The following is a 17511-nucleotide window of genomic DNA, read 5'->3' on the forward strand; positions in this document are numbered from 1 at the left end:
TAATAACCGCTCAATATCTAGTTAACAATCCAGTAGTTTAATTTAATAGATAGTAGAAAACATAAAAATATAAATCAGGTTAATCGAGGAGGAGAAACATGAGTAAGAAACGTTTTGCTAAAAGAGGGGCTACTTTTGCGCTGACACTTGCTTTAACAATTCCTGCTATAACTCCAGCAGCTGCAGCTGCGAAGGATCAAGTCAAGATTGAGTCGGTTAAATTTAACGGAATGCAATCACCTGCATCTATTGATGAAATGGTGAAAACTTATACAAATGCAACCGTAGAAGTCAAATACAGCAATGGAAAAGTGAAGAAATTCCCTTTATCCTACAAAAGATTATTCAAATCGGAAGATATGGTAGCGACAAATAATGGAGAAAAAATTGCTGCAGGTACTCCTATTGATTATTATGGTGATCCAATAGTTGACACTAGCATCCCTGGAAAACCAGCCTACTTTGTTTCAGATGCTCCAGATTCCAATAGCCTGCTGAAACCGATCAATAAAGAACTATATATGGTTACACATTATGAGTATGACACCATCGATGCTGCTGGCGAATCAGCTTATGGACTTGTTCCAGGTTCTATGTCCTTAACCAATTTAGAGCAAGACCCAAAAACAGGGGAACTGAAACCAAAAAAAGTAACGAAAATTGATTTTTCTGAAGTAAATGGACTTTGGATCCCTTGTAACGGATCTATATCACCATGGAATACACACTTAGGATCAGAAGAGTATGAGCCAGATGCTCGGAATTTTGAATTTGATTCGAATTCGGATGCAAGAAGGTGGACGGAAAGCTTTGCTCAGTTGTATTTTGGAGATAAATCAAAAGCAAATCCTTATTTCTACGGGTTTATTCCCGAAATCCAAGTGAAGAAAAACGGGAAAACAAAAGTAGAGAAGCATTATAGTACAGGCCGCTTTTCTCATGAATTATTAAAGATGATGCCAGATAGTCGTACTGCATACTTTGGAGATGATGGGAAAAATACTACGATGTTTATGTATGTTGCTGATAAAGCAAAAGACTTATCCGCCGGGACATTATATGCAGCTAAATTCATGCAAACAGGAACAGAAAACGGTGGATCTGGAAACTTAGAATGGATTAAGCTTGGACATGCGAAAGACAGCGAAATAAAAGATATGATAGACAGTGGTATTAAGTTCAGTGATATTTTTGAAACATCCGATGTTTTGAAAGAAGGCTTTAAAGCGATAAAGCAATATTCTTATGGCAAAACAGAGTATTTAAAATTGAAGCCTGGCAAAGAAAAAGCAGCTGCATTTCTTGAATCTCGCCGCTATGCAGCATTACTTGGTGCAACCTCTGAATTTAATAAAATGGAAGGTCTTACACTAAATGAAAAGGATAGTAAAGTGTATGTAGCGGTTGCAGATCAAAGCAGTGGAATGGAAAAGGATGCTGCTGGTTCCGAACTAACAGATGATATTCAATTGCCAAAAATTAAAGCAGGTGTCACGTATCAATTAGACTTAAAGAAAGGTCAAAAAGATACGAATGGACAGGCTATTCTTAGTAAATACGCAGCATCTTCCATGTCAGGGCTGCTTGTTGGAGAAGACTTAGCTTCCGCTGATTCATATGGAAACACTGCTAATGTAGATAAAGTGGCAAGTCCCGATAACCTAAGCTTCTCGGAGGAAATGAGAACATTATTTATTGGCGAAGATAGCAGCCAGCATACAAATAATTTTGTTTGGGCTTATAATATCGATACGAAAAAATTATCTCGTGTTCTATCCGTACCAGCCGGAGCAGAATCTACTGGATTATTTGCGGCAGATGACCGTAATGGCTTCTCTTATATTATGAGTAATTTCCAGCATCCTGGAGATGAGATCGATGCAAAAAATATTACCGCTGTTAACAAAGAAGAGTTAAAAAAATCAATAGAAAAGGAAATTGGGATAAACAGAACAGGCGGAATCGGATACATTTCAGGTCTTCCATCTTTTACAAACATACCTGATTTCACAGCACCTTCTACACCAACTATTAGTACGGTAACAGATCAAGCAACTACTGTTAACGGAAAAGCAGAAGCTGGTGCTACGGTAAAGCTTTATGTAAAAGGCAACTATCAAAAGAGTACTGCTGCTGACATGTCTGGAAATTACAAATTCTCCATCTCAAAGCAAAGTGCAGGAACAGAAATTAAGGTAACTGCTACAGATGCCTCTGGAAATGCAAGTACAGCTAAAATGGTGAAAGTGGCTGATAGAACGCCGCCTGCTATGCCATCCGTAAATAAAGTAACAAACAAAGCTACTTCTGTCACCGGCAAAGCAGAAAAGTACTCGACTGTATTTGTATACCATGGAAAAACGCTATTAAACAAAGCGACTGCAGATAAAAACGGGAACTTCAAAGTAAAAATAAAAGCACAAAAGAAGAATTCACATTTAACCATCTATGCGAGAGATAAAGCATGGAATAAAAGCAAAGTTCGTACAGTAAAAGTAGATTAAACAACCGAAAAGGAAAAATTTATCAACATCACTATAATAAGAAATAACGTAGGGTAAACTCTCACAAGGCTACCCCCTTATCAAACCGTACGTACCCTTTTAAGGCATACGGCTTATTAACATATTACATTGAATACTTTACTAATCTTTAGACATAGTTTATCTTTCGAACGCGGTCAGGAGTATAGTACTCTTCGCCGCGTTCTTTTGCTTTTTAATCCATACTTTTCATCTTCTTTAATAGCTTCCCATATTGTTAGGAAGTAATTTACTTTCCCTCTTATTACTGGATTGACTTTTCTATCTAGAATTCTTTGCTGAATGTTAAAGTCTTTCTTGTTTTTGCTTGTATCTTTTGACGAAAGTCCTTCCAAGTACTCTCTTTGGGTTTAGCTAAGCAGTATGGTTTTCCTCTTTTTCTTTAAGTTTCTCCAGTGTTCAAACTAATCAAAGCAAATTTTGCTTCGATCATGCGAATCCTTCCATATACTTTAGGACTGTTTGAAATAAGGGTGGGATACAATCATAGTAACTACATTTGTTTTTCCGCGTTGGATAAAAAGGGAAAATCTTACAAAAAAAATAAAAAGTGCGTCTATTAAGCTAGTTTCTTTACACTGTCAGGATATTTTGGAGAGCAATTGGAGTAAAGCATGGAGCCACCATCCCAACTGAGTTTTCTCTTCATCCTGTCGATAGCCTTTCTGAGTTAGATAGTTTTTAACATTTTCTTATGATACGATCCATGTAGAAAATAGAATAGGAGAGATAAATAGATGGATAAAGTAATAGATCATATCGGGATTGCTGTCCGTGATTTAGAAAGCAGCATTGCCTTTTATCAAAATGCATTGTCTGGCAAATTAATAGACCGGTATAAAAGCGAGGTACCAGGTGTCGAAAGTGAAGTAGCGATAATGGAGGTGAATGGAGAAAGATTGGAATTGTTGAAGCCAACCAATAATACGACATCCCCGATTGCCCGTTTTATTAAGCAAAAAGGTAAAGGAGTGCATCATATTGCCTTTCGAGTGCCAAATCTTGAAATGGCAGTTGAAGAACTTAATAAACAAGGAATTCGAACGTTGGAGGATACACTTCGAATAAACAAACACGGCAGACGATTGATTTACTTAAACCCAGCTGATACAGAAGGCACCATTATTGAATATTGCGACTATCCAGTAATTAAGTAACGAATGGTTTTTCCTAATAGATGCCTGCATCCAAGCTCTTTCTAAGCATGAGATGCAGGCATCTTTATTTGTAAAATTAAAAAAAAACCATGATTATGTATAACGTTTTTAAGTTGTAATAGTGCACTTTTATGACGTAATATATTTTTTGAACTTATATGTAATACGTAAAAAGGAGATAGAGATGAAAATAAAAAAATAAATATAATTTGATGGCTGAATTCACTTAAGCTCAATTAAGCGAATCACTGCATATTACTTACTGCGAATCTACTGGAACTGTTATATATTAGTGGAAATCGGAAAGTATTAGAGAATTGGAATAGAGTGCTTTCATAGCAATAGCCCAAGCATGTGCGCTGGGCTTTTGGTTTATTCCTATTAATCTCACTAATTAAAAATCACTTTAAAACATATTTATAAAAGTCTTCCATAAATCTCTCGGCATCTACTTGAATAGATACTTCTGTTGTTGGTTTTTCCGGGCTGTTTCGATATAAATCCTCTGTTGTTCTGCCATAAGCATCTTCTTCAGTATCTACATGAATATGGATTGGAATGGTTTGAACAAGATCTGGAAGCTTTGCTACTCCGATAGCAAGTGGGTCGTGTAAAGCACAACCTTTTAGATAAGGATGAATTTCTTTATATACGTTTAAATAATATTGGGTGAAATCTGCAAAGAAACTGGCAACTTCCGTACCTTTTTTTCTCCAATCCTCTACATCTTCATTTGTTAATAAGGTTTTTCTCGTAACATCCAGTCCGACCATAACAATAGGCAAATCAGTTTGAAATACATACTGTGCAGCATGTGGGTCCATTCGATAATTGGCTTCTGCAAACTTATTAACATTTCCAGGTGTAGTTAACGCTCCTCCCATTGTAACGACTTTCCCAATTAAATTCACAATTTCTGGATCCTTTTGAATAGCTAAGGCTAAATTTGTTAATGGTCCTGTTACAACTAGTGTTAGGTCTTTTTTATATTTATGTGCTTGCTCAATAATATAATCTACTGCATGTTGGCACTCTTCAAAATCCTCTTTATCGACTTCTCCTAATGTATTTCCTAATCCGTCCTTTCCATGAATAACTCCATTATATTCTCTCTCTAGAACTAGCGGTTTATCCGTGCCTTTCCAAACCCCAATATTGCAATCTAGCATACTTAGTATTTTTTTTGCATTTCGATATGTATAATGCAATTGCGCATTCCCAAAACAAACGGTAACCCCAAGCAGTTCAATTTCAGGGGAATGAACAGCATAAGCGATAGCAAATGCATCATCAATACCTGCATCACAGTCCAAAATTATTTTCACCATATTCTTACACTCTCCTATATTTTGTATTATTTATACTTTCCAAGTAATATACGGGAAAGGATATTTTTTACTTTTCACCGTTACTCTTGGTATCACTTTTTATTTATATCTTAAGGAAATCAATCCTTTTTGGTATTCTGCTTTTTTTGAAATGTGATGGACATATCATTTGCCCAATCTGAGGTTGATTCTTTTTTATTGACACAAACAACGAAGATTCCTATTAAATTAAATATTCTGAATTCAACCATGTCAGAAAAATTAACATCTGTTGTTACTAGATAAGTGTAGTGGATAGTATTTTAGAAGTCATTGTGCAATATATATAAATGATTTCTTTTTGTTTGTACATTACAAATAGAAAAAAGTTTTCAGGCAAAAAAATCAGTCTTTACACTTCCCACTCTTTCATAGCAAAAAGCCTATCTTTTGTATAGATAAGCTCTTCATTTTCTCCTTTGCATACACTATACAGAATAAACGAAAGAGAAGGTGAATATTATGCATCAAGGTCAACCACAACATTCATTTGTCCCTTGGGAACAGTGGCATCATCAACATCCTCACGGTACTTGGCAACAGTGGCATCATCAGCACCCTTACGTTCCTTGGCAGCAGTGGCATCATCACTACCCTCATGGCACTTGGCAACAATGGCACCATCAGCATCCTTACATTCCTTGGCACCAATGGCATCATCAACACCCTCATGGCACTTGGCAGCAGTGGCACCAAATGTATCCAGGTAGTGGGCGCTAATATTATTCGGTAAAGATGTCGAGGTGAAATCTCACCTCTTCTTTCATCATTATTACCTTTAACGCGCTGTCTATCAGTTTTCAACGCCTTCTACTATCTTTGCAAATTCCTCCAAAGTAGTCGAATACTTAATATAGACTCTTGGCAACAGATACAGTTCATCTTTCATCCCCTTCTCCAAAAACAACTCAGGTGTTGTCGCAAGTCCAAACGAATAGTATTTTTTTGTTTCAGCTACAACTTTATTATTAAATTCTCCATATGGATAGGCAAGAGCCATAACGGGTTTTCCCGTTATTTTTTCTAGTTTACTTTTGGATGCTTTCAGCTCATATTCATCGTTTTCTATTTTCGTCAAATCAGCATGTGTAGCAGTATGAGACTGAATGGAGATTAAACCGGAATCTGTCATTTTCTTTAAATCTGATGCCGATAATCGGTTGGAGCGGCCGATAAAGTCAGAGATAACAAAAATGGTGCCAGCTGGCTTAAACTGATCTGTTTGCAATTTTTGAAAAACACCAAATGCATTCCAATTGTTTTTGTATCCATCATCAAAGGTAATAAAGATGGGTTTGTTTACTTTATTTCTGTTCTGCCACTGTTCAAATGTTAATAAAGTGTAGCCATTGTCTCGTAAATACATCATTTGTTTTTCAAAATTTTCCGGGGTTACATACAACTCCTTGGAACCTTGTCCATTAAATTCATCAATGGAATGATAAATTAATATCGGAATTTTCCTTTGTGCAAACGCTGAAGATGGAAGAAGGAAGAGAAAAAAACTTAGAAAAATCAAAACAATCTTTTTCATAAAAACCCTCGCTTTGTATAATTACTTTTCCGTTTATTTTTCCTTAACAAGCTTCATTCTATAAGAAAATTTCTCTATTTTTAATCAAAAAATCCCTTTATGCTTGTTCATCTAAGGTATTTCTTGTTAAATAAGAAATAACTTGATGTCTAGTCGGCTTGGAGGGAAGAAATGAAGAGATTTTTATTTGCTGTAATTTTATTTTTGATTGTTGTTAGCATCTTGGGTTGTTCTAGGGATGGAGCATACGGATCTGAGGAAGCAATTAAAAGAGGCGACATTGTTTATCAGAATGAAGTCGTTCATTTAGAGAGGTTTGAAAAGTTCTTAATTAACCTATCTAACAAAAAAGAGGACACTATACGAATTACAGGCTATACAGACGAAGGAGACCCTATATTCCAAGACTTGCAATTCGATGGAAAGATTATTCAATATACTTACGATAATTCAAACGATGCGTTTGCTGGAAACGATAAAGGAATAGAAAAAGATGTTTGTAAAGAAATACTTGAGAAAGAAAAGAAACAAGGCGAAGTTGAATTCTTAATAAGCGACTGTTCAAAAGGTATGGACCGATTTCTTATTCGTGTAGAAAAAGAAAAATTAAAGTACCAGTGAGTAAGTGTATAGACAAAGATATATATAACGGCAGAAAAACGATTGGAATAATAATCCAATCGCTTCTTCATTCTTACATGCTAATTTTACTGCTTTAGTTATCCCAATTAACCGTTAAGATATTTCTCCCCAGATAATGACATTGGAACTGCCTCACCGTTTACATTTTAAAATAGCTGCGAAGCAAATAACTAATCCATCTACACTCTGGATGATGTCGAATATTTCCCAACAGGCCTTTTACAATAGCAGGACTAAAAGTTGATTCAAGCATCTGCTGTTTCAACAGGAGTAAAGATTCCTTTTCTATTGATTCTTCCAATTTATCTATTTTATTGTCTATATTTCCAAGAATTTGTTCTTTTATTCCGTCTTCATTTATCGGCTGCTTAATTTTATAGTAAAGCGCTTCTGAGAAAAACGCGACGGATGCATGTTTTGCCAGCAAATTTGTTTTTTCCACAAGCGATTGAGACAGCAAGTCCAAATCGAATGGAGCATTGGAGAATAAAAATAACTGGGAATAAATATTCATAAAACCTTTAATGCTGTATATCATATCATATTTTGTTTTTAAATCGCTTCCATATAAACGTTCAATCATAGACAGAATGGTTTTCTCGATTAAGCTGTCGTAATAATGAATTTTCAAGATAAATTCTTGATTAAACGAATGAGTCTGTTCTTTCACAAAAATTTTTGTAAAATCCGAATACTTATAAAAAGAAGAAAAAACTACATAATAAAATTCATATAAAAGCTCCTCTTTCTTTTTATTTTTGACTACATAGTCAATATCCGATGTAATCTGCATCATAAAATGATCAATTAGTGATAAAATCAATTCATCCTTTGACTTGAATGATAAATAAAAGGCACCTTTTGATATACCACATTGCTCTGTTATCTGCTGAACAGATGTAGCTTCAAATCCTTGCTTTGCAAAAAGCTCCAGGGCTTTCTCCATAATTAATTGTTTTTTCATCATTTTATTTTTTCACTCCTAGGTCATGTTGTTGACAACTGACTAGTTAGTCACTATTATAAATAAATAAGCTTGACCAGTCAAATAAAGGAAGGTGTAACAGTGAAAGGTATAGTAAATTTTGTCCTGAAGAATAAACTGGCAGTATGGCTTTTGACCATTATCATTACTGTCTCTGGCATTTATTCAGGTACTCGTATGAACATGGAGACGATTCCAAATATATCAATTCCTTACTTAATGGTAACGGACGTATATCCTGGAGCAACTCCTGAGAAAGTGATGGAAGATATATCCATGCCTCTTGAGAAAGCAGTGGAAAATCTCGAAAACGTAAAAGCTGTCTATTCAAATTCTTATTCTAACATGGCTAACATTCAAGTGGAATACGAATATGGAATAGATATAGATGAGGCAAAACGTGAATTAAAATCTGCTTTGGACTCCGTTAAATTGCCAGAAGGAGCACAAGAGCCGACAACTTCCTCCATCAGCATGAACATGATGCCGGTTGTTGCCTTAAGTGTTAGCAGCTCGAAAGAGGATATTGTAGAGTTAACATCAACAGTGGAAGATATCCTGCTGCCAAAAATTGAAAAAATTGATGGTGTTGCCTCTGCTACTATGTCAGGCCAGCATGTGGAAGAAGTCGACCTGACTTATAATAAAGAAAAAATGGCTGCACTTGATTTAACAGAAGACAAAGTGAAGCAAATGATTCAAGCAAGTGACCAAGCCGTTTCCTTAGGGCTTTATGAATTTAAAGAAGGGGAACAGGCAGTAGCAATAGACGGGAAGTTCATGACAGCCAATGAATTAAAAAATATGCTGATACCAGTAACTCCGTCCGAAAAAAATCCATCCCCTTTTGTGAAGCTAAGCGATATTGCTTCCATCAAGGTTGTTGGTAAAGTAAAATCCGTTTCCCGTACAAATGGCAAAAATGCTATTGCGATTCAAATTGTCAAAGATCAACAAGCAAACACAGTAGATGTTGTAAACAAAGTGAAAAAACTAGCTAAAGATGAACAAGCAACGATTGATGACCTTAAAATTGATGTAACAGTTGACCAGGGTAAACCAATTGAAGACTCTGTTTCAACGATGATTGAAAAAGCAGTATTTGGTGGTTTAATTGCCGTATTAATTATTCTGCTATTCTTGCGGGATTTTAAATCAACGATCATTTCGATTATATCGATTCCAGTGTCGATCTTTATGGCGCTGCTTTTATTAAATTGGATGGATATTACACTGAATATTATGACGCTTGGTGCGATTACCGTTGCCATTGGCCGTGTAATCGATGACTCCATTGTCGTAGTGGAAAATATTTATCGTCGCCTTCATTTAAAAGAAGAGAAATTAACAGGACGAGCTCTTGTTCGTGAAGCGACAATTGAAATGTACAAACCAATCCTGTCATCTACATTAGTAACGGTTGCAGTATTCGCTCCGCTTATTTTCGTTGGCGGCATGGTCGGTGAGCTGTTCACACCGTTTGCATTAACGATGACATTTGCACTTGGCGCTTCCTTAATTGTAGCAATTACCATTGTTCCTGCATTATCCCACTTTTTATTTAAGAAAAAGCTATACAGCGAAAAGACAGAAAGCAGCCACAAAGAAACAGGCAAATTAGCGTTATGGTATAAAAGTGTTCTTGCAAAAGCGCTGAATCATAAAATCATTACCTCAATCATTGCCGTTGTTTTATTAGTAGGCAGTTTAGCGTTGACTCCATTAATCGGCTTCAGCTTTATGGGCAGTGAAGAAGAAAAAGTCATGTACTTAACATACACTCCAGAAGCTGGCGAGTTGAAAGAAGATACGTTAAAAAATATTAAAGTTGTAGAAGAGAAAATGCTGAAGCGCGATGATATTGATATCGTTCAATTATCGGTTAATGATGAAGCCGATCAAATGACAGCAATGATGGGCGGCGGCGCTGGCGGTGCATTAATGTACCTGATTTTTGACCCAGATATCGATAATTTCCCTGAGGTTCGAGATAATATTATAGATTATGTGTCCAATATTAATCAATCTGGTGAATGGAAGAGCCAAAACTTCGCTTCTTCGTCAGGATCTACAAATGAAGTCAGTTATTCATTCTACAGTGAAAATTTAGACAACCTTAATAAATCGGTTAAAATGGCAGAAAAGATTTTACAAAAAAATGACGGGTTAAAAGACGTTTCTTCAAGTGCTGAAGATGCATATGTCGAATATACATTTAAAGTAGCACAAGATGAATTGCTTCAATACGGGTTGACAACAGGCCAGATTGCCATGATGCTTAGCCCAACAAGAACACAGGACGTGTTAACAACGGTTGAAAAAGATGGCAGTTCTTTAGATGTAATCGTACAGCAAGACGAAGATGCACAGCCAAAATCAATCGATGATCTATTAGATACAAAAGTAACGACTGCACAAGGTACGACAATGCCACTTTCTGATCTTGTAACAGTGAAAAAAGGTACAACATTAAATACTCTGGCTCGAAGTAAAGGCGAATATTATGCATCCGTTTCTGGGACAATCATTGGTGATGATATTTCCAAAACAACCTCTGAAGTAAAGAAAGACATGGATAAATTAGATTTACCTAAAGGCGTTACACAAGATGTAGGTGGGGTATCCGCAGATATGACGGAAACATTTACACAGCTTGGAGCAGCAATGGCGGCTGCAATTGCAATCGTGTACTTTATCCTAGTTGTGACATTCCGTGAAGGCGTTGCACCATTTGCCATCCTCTTCTCGCTTCCTTTTGCGGTAATTGGTTCATTTGGTGGTTTATTAATAGGCGGCGAAACCATTTCTGTATCTGTTATGATGGGACTGCTAATGTTAATCGGAATCGTTGTGACAAATGCCATCGTACTCGTGGACCGTATTATTCATATGGAACGTGATGGCATGAAGATGCGTGAAGCAGTTCTGGAAGCTGGCGCAACACGCCTTCGTCCAATTCTGATGACAGCAATCGCAACGATCGGAGCATTAATTCCATTAGCGCTTGGTTCAGGCGGCGGCGGATTAATCTCGAAAGGTCTAGGGATTACTGTAATCGGCGGATTAACAAGCTCAACATTATTAACATTGATTGTGGTACCAATCGTTTATGAGGTATTATCTAAGTTATTTAAGAAAAATCGTAGAGAAATAGAAGAAAATTAACATACAGCTCTGCAAGAGGAAACGTATCTTGCAGGGCTGTTTTGGTTTATCTGTCTGCATCTTATGATGGAAAAATTGGGAAGGAATCCGCTCGTAAAGAGTTCAAGATTTGATATACTAATATCAACATTTTTTATAAGAAGTTTGGAGGAGATTGATTTGAAGAAACATATTCAGCATGTAATCAAACAACTGGAGATAGATTATGAAATCAAGGTGCTTTACGCTTGTGAATCAGGCAGTCGTGCTTGGGGATTCCCCTCAAAAGACAGTGATTATGATGTCCGGTTTATTTATGTCCATAAAAAAAATTGGTACCTTTCCATTGATCAAAAAAGGGATGTGATTGAAGTTCCAAGCAGGGATTCTCTTTCTATTCCGATCGATAATTTATTGGATGTGAGCGGTTGGGAATTGACGAAAGCATTTAGGCTGTTTCGAAAATCGAATCCGCCTTTATTAGAATGGCTTCGTTCGACAATGGTTTATTATCAAAGCTTTTCAACTGTCGATAAAATGAGACAACTGGAAAAGAATATATTTTCGCAGAACGCTTGTTTATACCATTATCTTAATATGGCGAAAGGAAATTTCCGAGAATACCTTCAAGGTGATACAGTTAAAATTAAAAAGTATTTCTATGTGCTTCGACCTGTACTAGCTGCAAAATGGATTGAAAAATACAACACAGTACCTCCTATGACGTTTCAAGTTTTATTAGAGGACCTTCTTACAAACGGCGTGCTAAAAGAAGAAATTAACACTTTGTTAAAACGCAAAATAGCAGGCGAGGAATTAAACTTAGAACCAAGAATTCATGTGATCAATGAATTTCTTTTGGAAGAAATAGAGAAGCTCGAATTATATGCAAAGAGTTTAAACATTAAAAACCCAGATCCAACCTCTCAGCTAGATGATTTATTTAGAGAAACATTGGAGGAAGTATGGAAATAGCATACTTTTTCATGTAAAAAGCCCACTAATTTGATTAATGGGCTTTTTGGGACTGTTTTTTGGAATATTCCTGCGTTTCTCAAGATATTTCTGCGTTCCTCGAGTTATTCCCGCGTTTCCCAAGATATTCCCGCGTTTCTCAAGATTTCCCCGCGTTTCATCAATTTTCTATTCTAGTTCAATATGCAGACCGCATACGAACCAATGTATTCCTTTATAACCGTGCATCAATCGGCTCTTCTTCCAAAGCAAAGGTCGCGAGTACACATTCATGCACTTTTTCCACTGTTTCTAACTGAATAAACGATCAATACTTTCCATTTTTTTCTATATTTTCTATCAGCTTCGTTTTTTTCCGTCCCAGCTGATTCATTTGCATGTGATTTCATGTATATTATTTACATAAATTGCTATTAGGGAGGTGTTCAATGAAATTGAAACGGTTTAGTGTTACCTTTGCTGCACTAGTTTTTAACAACCAGTTTTCTTTTCCTAGTAGGAAATATTCCCCCCAGTCATGTTTCATCATGAATACAGATAGCACAAAAGGTTTAATCGCTACAACGGGATCCATTCTTCCTTTCATTATTGGTTTGATTGTCAGTTTTTGCAGAAAAAATGTATATGAATAAATACCGACAAAAATTTGATTAATTACACCACGTTTTTTATACAACTTACATCTTCTCCACGATCATTTTCCTAACTATGTTATGCAAAAGAAGGATGTCCACAATCAAGTGGACATCCTCTCTCTTTTAACTTATTAACCTATTTTTCTACTAGCATTAACACTGCCAGTATTCTCGAATATCGTGCCTTTTTTAAATTTAGAATCCTTAAATGCAAATTTCATTAATAGAAGGTAGGAAATTCCTGCTACCACAACACCGATGATCCATGCCAGTTCTACTTCGACAAAAGCTGCAGCTGCACCGATAATCATGGCAAGTATTGCGGCTGGATTATATCCAGCAAATGGTCCGTCTTCTTTGTATAAATCTGCTACATTTACTTTTTGTTTTCTTATTACATAATATTCTAATAATATAATGGAAACGATTGGACCTAAGAATGCAGAATAGATCAGAATGAACATGCCAAGTCCTTTTGCAGAAGAGTCTTGTACAAGCACCCAAGGGAATGATACTAATCCCAGCAGTCCTGTAACTGTAACAGCTGGTTTATATTTTAATTTCGTAAGCATTGTGATGACATAAGTTGGCGGAATAATATTTGCAACCATGTTTACAGCAATTGCACCCATTACAATAAATGCAGAAACAAAGAATGTTATATAAGAATTGTCTACTACGATTGCAAATGCTTTAACCGGATTGGAGATACCTGTTGCAGATGCAAGCATTGCGCCGATTGCCAGAACAAATCCATACGCTACTAAAATAGGGAAAAAGTATAAGGCACCACGTTTTTTGTTGCTAATGCCAGATTTCAGTTCTCTTGAATAATCGGCTGCGCTTAAAAAGATTCCTGCATAATTCCCCATAAACACCATAATAAAGGCAAAGAACGGCAAGCCCCATGAACCTTTTGCATGAACCCATTTTTCCGCAATCGCATCGCTATGTGAATTTAAAAGAACGCCAAATACATAAATAAGTGCTAGCATAATTACGATAGAAGCAAGTGATTCAACCCATTTAATAGCATGAAAGCCGTACAAAGAAAGTACAATTTGAATAACTTGAAGTACAACAAAGCATATAGCAACACTATCAAATGCGCCGCCTGTCATAATCTTGGCTATTTCATTTAATGCCGTACCGCCAATCCAGCTTTGAAACCCATACCAGATAATAGCTGGAATACCGCGCAGCAAGGACGAAATAACGGATCCCTTCATCCCAAAGGACATTCTAAGCTGCACAACATAAGGAACTCCCGTTTTGTATCCAAGTCTGTCGTTTAAAGCAAAAAATGTGGAAATAATCGCGATTGCGATAATAGCTGCGACAAATGTTTGAAGAATGTTCAGTGTTGCCGCTCCTGCCACTATTAAACTAGCTCCAAGTGTCATATTTCCTAAATTAATACCGTCGCCAATCCACATAAACATATAAGGGATTGGTCCTACCGTCCTCTCCTTTTCCGTCTTCGGCATTAAGGATTCATCCACATTTTTATTTTGTGGAATTTTCGACTCTTTTGTTTCGTTGCTTTCGAATTTTATTGCCATGTTATTCACTCCTTTTTATGGTTAGCGTAATGCTGGGTAGTCATGGTTGTCCTTTATCTTAAGGCTTCTTCTCTTTTTAAAAAAAAGCACTAGCTGTAACAAATAAACATATCTTTCTTTCAATTTCCAATATTCTGTATTTTTAAATCGTCACTAATTAAATGCTTAGTGACAGAGAATAACTCCGTAGAACTTTGCTTCTTTTTATCGTAAAAAGCTTATTGTGCTGTCGCTTTGGCTTTTTTATTGTAAGCAACAAATTCTCCTACAGGTTCGCCAACTATGCCTTGATTCACATCAAACACGAGATTTCCGCGGACAAATGTTTTCGTAACGCGGCAATTAATTTTTCTGCCAATATACGGACTGTGCTGATGGCGGTAATAGAGATCCTCTTTTTGCACGACATACGATTGATTTGGATCTACAAGGATTATATCCGCATCCTTCGTTACAGCAATTTCCCCTTTCATTGGCAAATGAAATCGTTGTGCTGGATTGTAGCTGATCATGCGGACAAAATCAGCGACTGGAACATTGCGTTTAAGGACAGCTTCATCAAACATCAAATCTACATTGTTTTGACAGCCTGTAATTCCTCCCCACACTTCAAATATATTATTGGTTGCACTATATTTCATTTCCGGTGGACATGGTGAATGGTCAGATGTCAGCATATCAATTTTACCTTCTATTAATTTGTTCCAAAGCTTTGCTTGCTCCACTTCATCACGCAACGGCGGCGAACATTTGGCAACTGGACCTAGTTCCTCAAATTGAGCAGTGGTTATTGTGAAATAATGAGGACAGGATTCTACCGTAACATCTTGACCTTCATTTCTTGCTTTTATGATTTCCTCTACTGCTTTTTCTGTACTGATATGGACAAAATGCAGTTTACATCCTGTTTCTTTTGCTAAAAACAATGCACGTTTCACAGCGTCTACTTCTGTGAATACTGGGCGGGAAGCAACATAATCGGCTGCAGTTGTTTTGCCTTTTGCCAGCATACTTTCTGCCATTCGATCTGTAATTAATGCATTTTCCGCATGAATGGATAACATATGACCAAGTTCAGCCAACCGTTTCATTCCGGTATATAATGTATAATCATCCACATTGGTAAAATCATCGGGCATATCCGAGCCGCATGTTGCCATAAAACATTTATAAGCAACAACCCCTTCATCTGAAAGCTCTTCTAATTGATCCAGGTTGCCCGGTACTAGACCACCGTAAAATGCATAATCCACATAATTTTTTCCTTTTGCTACATCTCTTTTTAATTGAAGCGATTTGCGGTCCACTGTTGCAGGCAATGCGTTTAGCGGCATATCTACATAACTTGTAGTGCCTCCAGCAGCCAATGCTTTTGTCCCAGTCACAAATCCTTCCCATTCAGTGCGTCCTGGTTCACAAATATGAACATGTGTGTCAATCATCCCAGGCATAACATATTGGCCGCTTGCATTCACAATTTGGTCGGCTTCCCCTTCAATGGTTTCTGCAATGGCGGATATTTTTCCATTTTTTATGGCAATATCGACTTTTTTCACATCATCCCTGAAAACGACATTTCCTTCTTTAATAATGAGGTCATATTTCATCTTACTTCCCCCTTGCTTTCTAATCCTGTTTGGATGCATATATGAAAGTAGTTTCATCTTTTTACTGTTGAAAAACGTCCGATAAACTCGCAAAAAACGAATGTTTTTCACTAAAGTGAAGATTATCTTCCATTTCGATCAAATGTTCAATCGCCAACTTTTCAGCCAGATCTTCATCTCTTTGCTTAATGGCTTTAAAGATATGTAGATGATGGAGACAAGCATGCTTCTCTTCATGATTTTTTCCATATATTGAAATAATCACATGGGTCAATGAAATTAAATCTTCTAAATACTGATAAAAATAAGAATTACCTGCCATTTCCGCTATTTTCAAATGGAATTCTCCGGACATTTGTATGGATTCACTATAATCCATCTCTTCGTAGCTATTCAGTTCCTCTTCGACCATCTTTTCCAATTCATTCAGCTGTTCTTCGTTAGAAAAACGGCATGCTTGTCGTACTGCCTCAGCCTCAAGGATTCGTCTCATTTCAAATACTTCTTTTGCTTCTTCCATAGAGGAAGATGTCACAAAAGCCCCTTTGTTTTCAATAATTTTTACTAATCGTTCATAAGCCAATCTGCGAAGTACGTTGCGGACAGGAGTTCGACTTACCCCAAACGACTCTGCAATTTCTTTTTCTACCAATTGTGTATTAGGGCGAAGCTTTTGTAAAATGATCGCCTCTTTTATTTTTTCATAAATTGCTACTTCTTTTGAATTCATCCGCATTTCCTTCTTTCTATTAAACCACCATATAGTATGCATAATTGTATGCAATATTTCCAAAGTTGTATATTTTATTGAATACTAGATTGTATACAATCTAGTATATGTTATAATTTACAACATCTTATTTGGATAATCAACAATTTTCTGATATTTTTTTATATTTTTTCACATACAACGTTAGTTTTCCTTACATATATTGCATATTTCTATTTTTCATTGTATTTTGGGAAGAATATTTATTAATAAAGATAAAGTGAACCTTTCCATCAGTGGGGTTTTCTTCATCCCCACTGATGGTTAGTTGCGGTCCACAGGAAGTGGATCACACAAACGTTGCCACAGGAAGTGGCGATCTTAGTTTGTGTACCTCCCTCGGACCTTTACGGGCAGTTTCCCCCACCTTGCTACTTCGATTCCTCAGCATCTTGAGGTGGGGGTCTTACTCAATGTCATCAACTTAAGATTCCAAAAATTGTAATGAGATGAAAGTGTCATAAAATTGTAAGTGAAAATGTCAAAAACCCCTTGACTTTTAAAAATCGCTACAATAATCACCTCTAATACCAATTAATGGTAACCAAGGTGATAAGTGGTGATTTTTTTATGGGGAAAAGTAATTTTTTG

At 36.5% G+C, this 17511-nt stretch carries 14 protein-coding genes; 7 read left to right on the forward strand and 7 right to left on the reverse strand.

Going from position 1 to position 17511, the window contains the following annotated elements:
* Window positions 1-98 precede the first annotated feature (98 nt).
* Window positions 99-2504 (forward strand): Ig-like domain-containing protein, encoded by a 2406-nt coding sequence (locus ACTYBU_RS20300; RefSeq protein ID WP_445492566.1) that lies wholly within the window; start codon window positions 99-101, stop codon window positions 2502-2504.
* A 776-nt stretch (window positions 2505-3280) separates the two neighbouring features.
* Window positions 3281-3700, forward strand: a complete 420-nt coding sequence (locus ACTYBU_RS20305) for a VOC family protein (RefSeq protein WP_445492568.1) — start codon at window positions 3281-3283, stop codon at window positions 3698-3700.
* Window positions 3701-4101: 401 nt separating this feature from the next.
* Here ACTYBU_RS20305 and ACTYBU_RS20310 read toward each other — a convergent pair whose 3' ends face one another.
* Complete coding sequence (locus ACTYBU_RS20310; protein ID WP_445492569.1) at window positions 4102-5028, reverse strand: nucleoside hydrolase; 927 nt, start codon at window positions 5026-5028, stop codon at window positions 4102-4104.
* A gap of 153 nt (window positions 5029-5181) precedes the next feature.
* Here ACTYBU_RS20310 and ACTYBU_RS20315 point away from each other — a divergent pair, with 153 nt between their 5' ends.
* Together ACTYBU_RS20315 and ACTYBU_RS20320 are read left to right on the forward strand one after the other, a co-directional pair.
* Window positions 5182-5313, forward strand: coding sequence for a hypothetical protein (locus ACTYBU_RS20315; protein ID WP_445492571.1), 132 nt, complete (start codon window positions 5182-5184; stop codon window positions 5311-5313).
* A gap of 287 nt (window positions 5314-5600) precedes the next feature.
* Window positions 5601-5777: a hypothetical protein gene (locus ACTYBU_RS20320; protein ID WP_445492572.1), complete on the forward strand. Its 177-nt coding sequence runs from the start codon at window positions 5601-5603 to the stop codon at window positions 5775-5777.
* An 83-nt stretch (window positions 5778-5860) separates the two neighbouring features.
* Here the strand turns inward: ACTYBU_RS20320 and ACTYBU_RS20325 are convergent, their stop codons facing one another.
* The gene (locus ACTYBU_RS20325; protein WP_445492574.1) at window positions 5861-6601 is read right to left on the reverse strand and encodes a polysaccharide deacetylase family protein; all 741 of its coding nucleotides are present in this window, start codon (window positions 6599-6601) and stop codon (window positions 5861-5863) included.
* A 171-nt stretch (window positions 6602-6772) separates the two neighbouring features.
* On the opposite strand from ACTYBU_RS20325, the gene ACTYBU_RS20330 reads away from it, so the two are divergent.
* Window positions 6773-7222 carry a DUF4362 domain-containing protein gene (locus ACTYBU_RS20330; protein ID WP_445492576.1) on the forward strand — a complete coding sequence of 150 codons (450 nt, stop codon included), beginning with the start codon at window positions 6773-6775 and terminating at the stop codon, window positions 7220-7222.
* 160 nt (window positions 7223-7382) lie between these two features.
* Here the strand turns inward: ACTYBU_RS20330 and ACTYBU_RS20335 are convergent, their stop codons facing one another.
* A complete protein-coding gene (locus ACTYBU_RS20335; protein WP_445492578.1) occupies window positions 7383-8210 on the reverse strand; it encodes a TetR/AcrR family transcriptional regulator in 828 nt (275 codons plus the stop codon).
* A gap of 99 nt (window positions 8211-8309) precedes the next feature.
* On the opposite strand from ACTYBU_RS20335, the gene ACTYBU_RS20340 reads away from it, so the two are divergent.
* Both ACTYBU_RS20340 and ACTYBU_RS20345 read left to right on the forward strand, forming a co-directional pair.
* Entirely contained in the window at window positions 8310-11393 is a 3084-nt protein-coding gene (locus ACTYBU_RS20340) for an efflux RND transporter permease subunit (protein ID WP_445492580.1), read from the forward strand.
* Window positions 11394-11552: 159 nt separating this feature from the next.
* On the forward strand, window positions 11553-12347 hold the full coding sequence (locus ACTYBU_RS20345; protein WP_445492582.1) for a nucleotidyltransferase domain-containing protein: 795 nt from the start codon (window positions 11553-11555) through the stop codon (window positions 12345-12347).
* A gap of 394 nt (window positions 12348-12741) precedes the next feature.
* Here ACTYBU_RS20345 and ACTYBU_RS20350 read toward each other — a convergent pair whose 3' ends face one another.
* The 4 genes from ACTYBU_RS20350 to ACTYBU_RS20365 all read right to left on the reverse strand — a co-directional run bounded on the left by ACTYBU_RS20350 (window position 12742) and on the right by ACTYBU_RS20365 (window position 16881).
* Window positions 12742-13023 carry a hypothetical protein gene (locus tag ACTYBU_RS20350; protein ID WP_445492584.1) on the reverse strand — a complete coding sequence of 94 codons (282 nt, stop codon included), beginning with the start codon at window positions 13021-13023 and terminating at the stop codon, window positions 12742-12744.
* A 90-nt stretch (window positions 13024-13113) separates the two neighbouring features.
* On the reverse strand, window positions 13114-14544 hold the full coding sequence (locus tag ACTYBU_RS20355; protein ID WP_445492585.1) for an NCS1 family transporter: 1431 nt from the start codon (window positions 14542-14544) through the stop codon (window positions 13114-13116).
* A 218-nt stretch (window positions 14545-14762) separates the two neighbouring features.
* Window positions 14763-16151 (reverse strand): allantoinase AllB, encoded by a 1389-nt coding sequence (allB, locus tag ACTYBU_RS20360; RefSeq protein WP_445492586.1) that lies wholly within the window; start codon window positions 16149-16151, stop codon window positions 14763-14765.
* Window positions 16152-16212: 61 nt separating this feature from the next.
* The gene (locus ACTYBU_RS20365) at window positions 16213-16881 is read right to left on the reverse strand and encodes a GntR family transcriptional regulator (protein ID WP_445492588.1); all 669 of its coding nucleotides are present in this window, start codon (window positions 16879-16881) and stop codon (window positions 16213-16215) included.
* Between the last annotated feature and the right edge of the window lie 630 nt (window positions 16882-17511).

The organism is Niallia sp. 03133 (assembly GCF_052663225.1).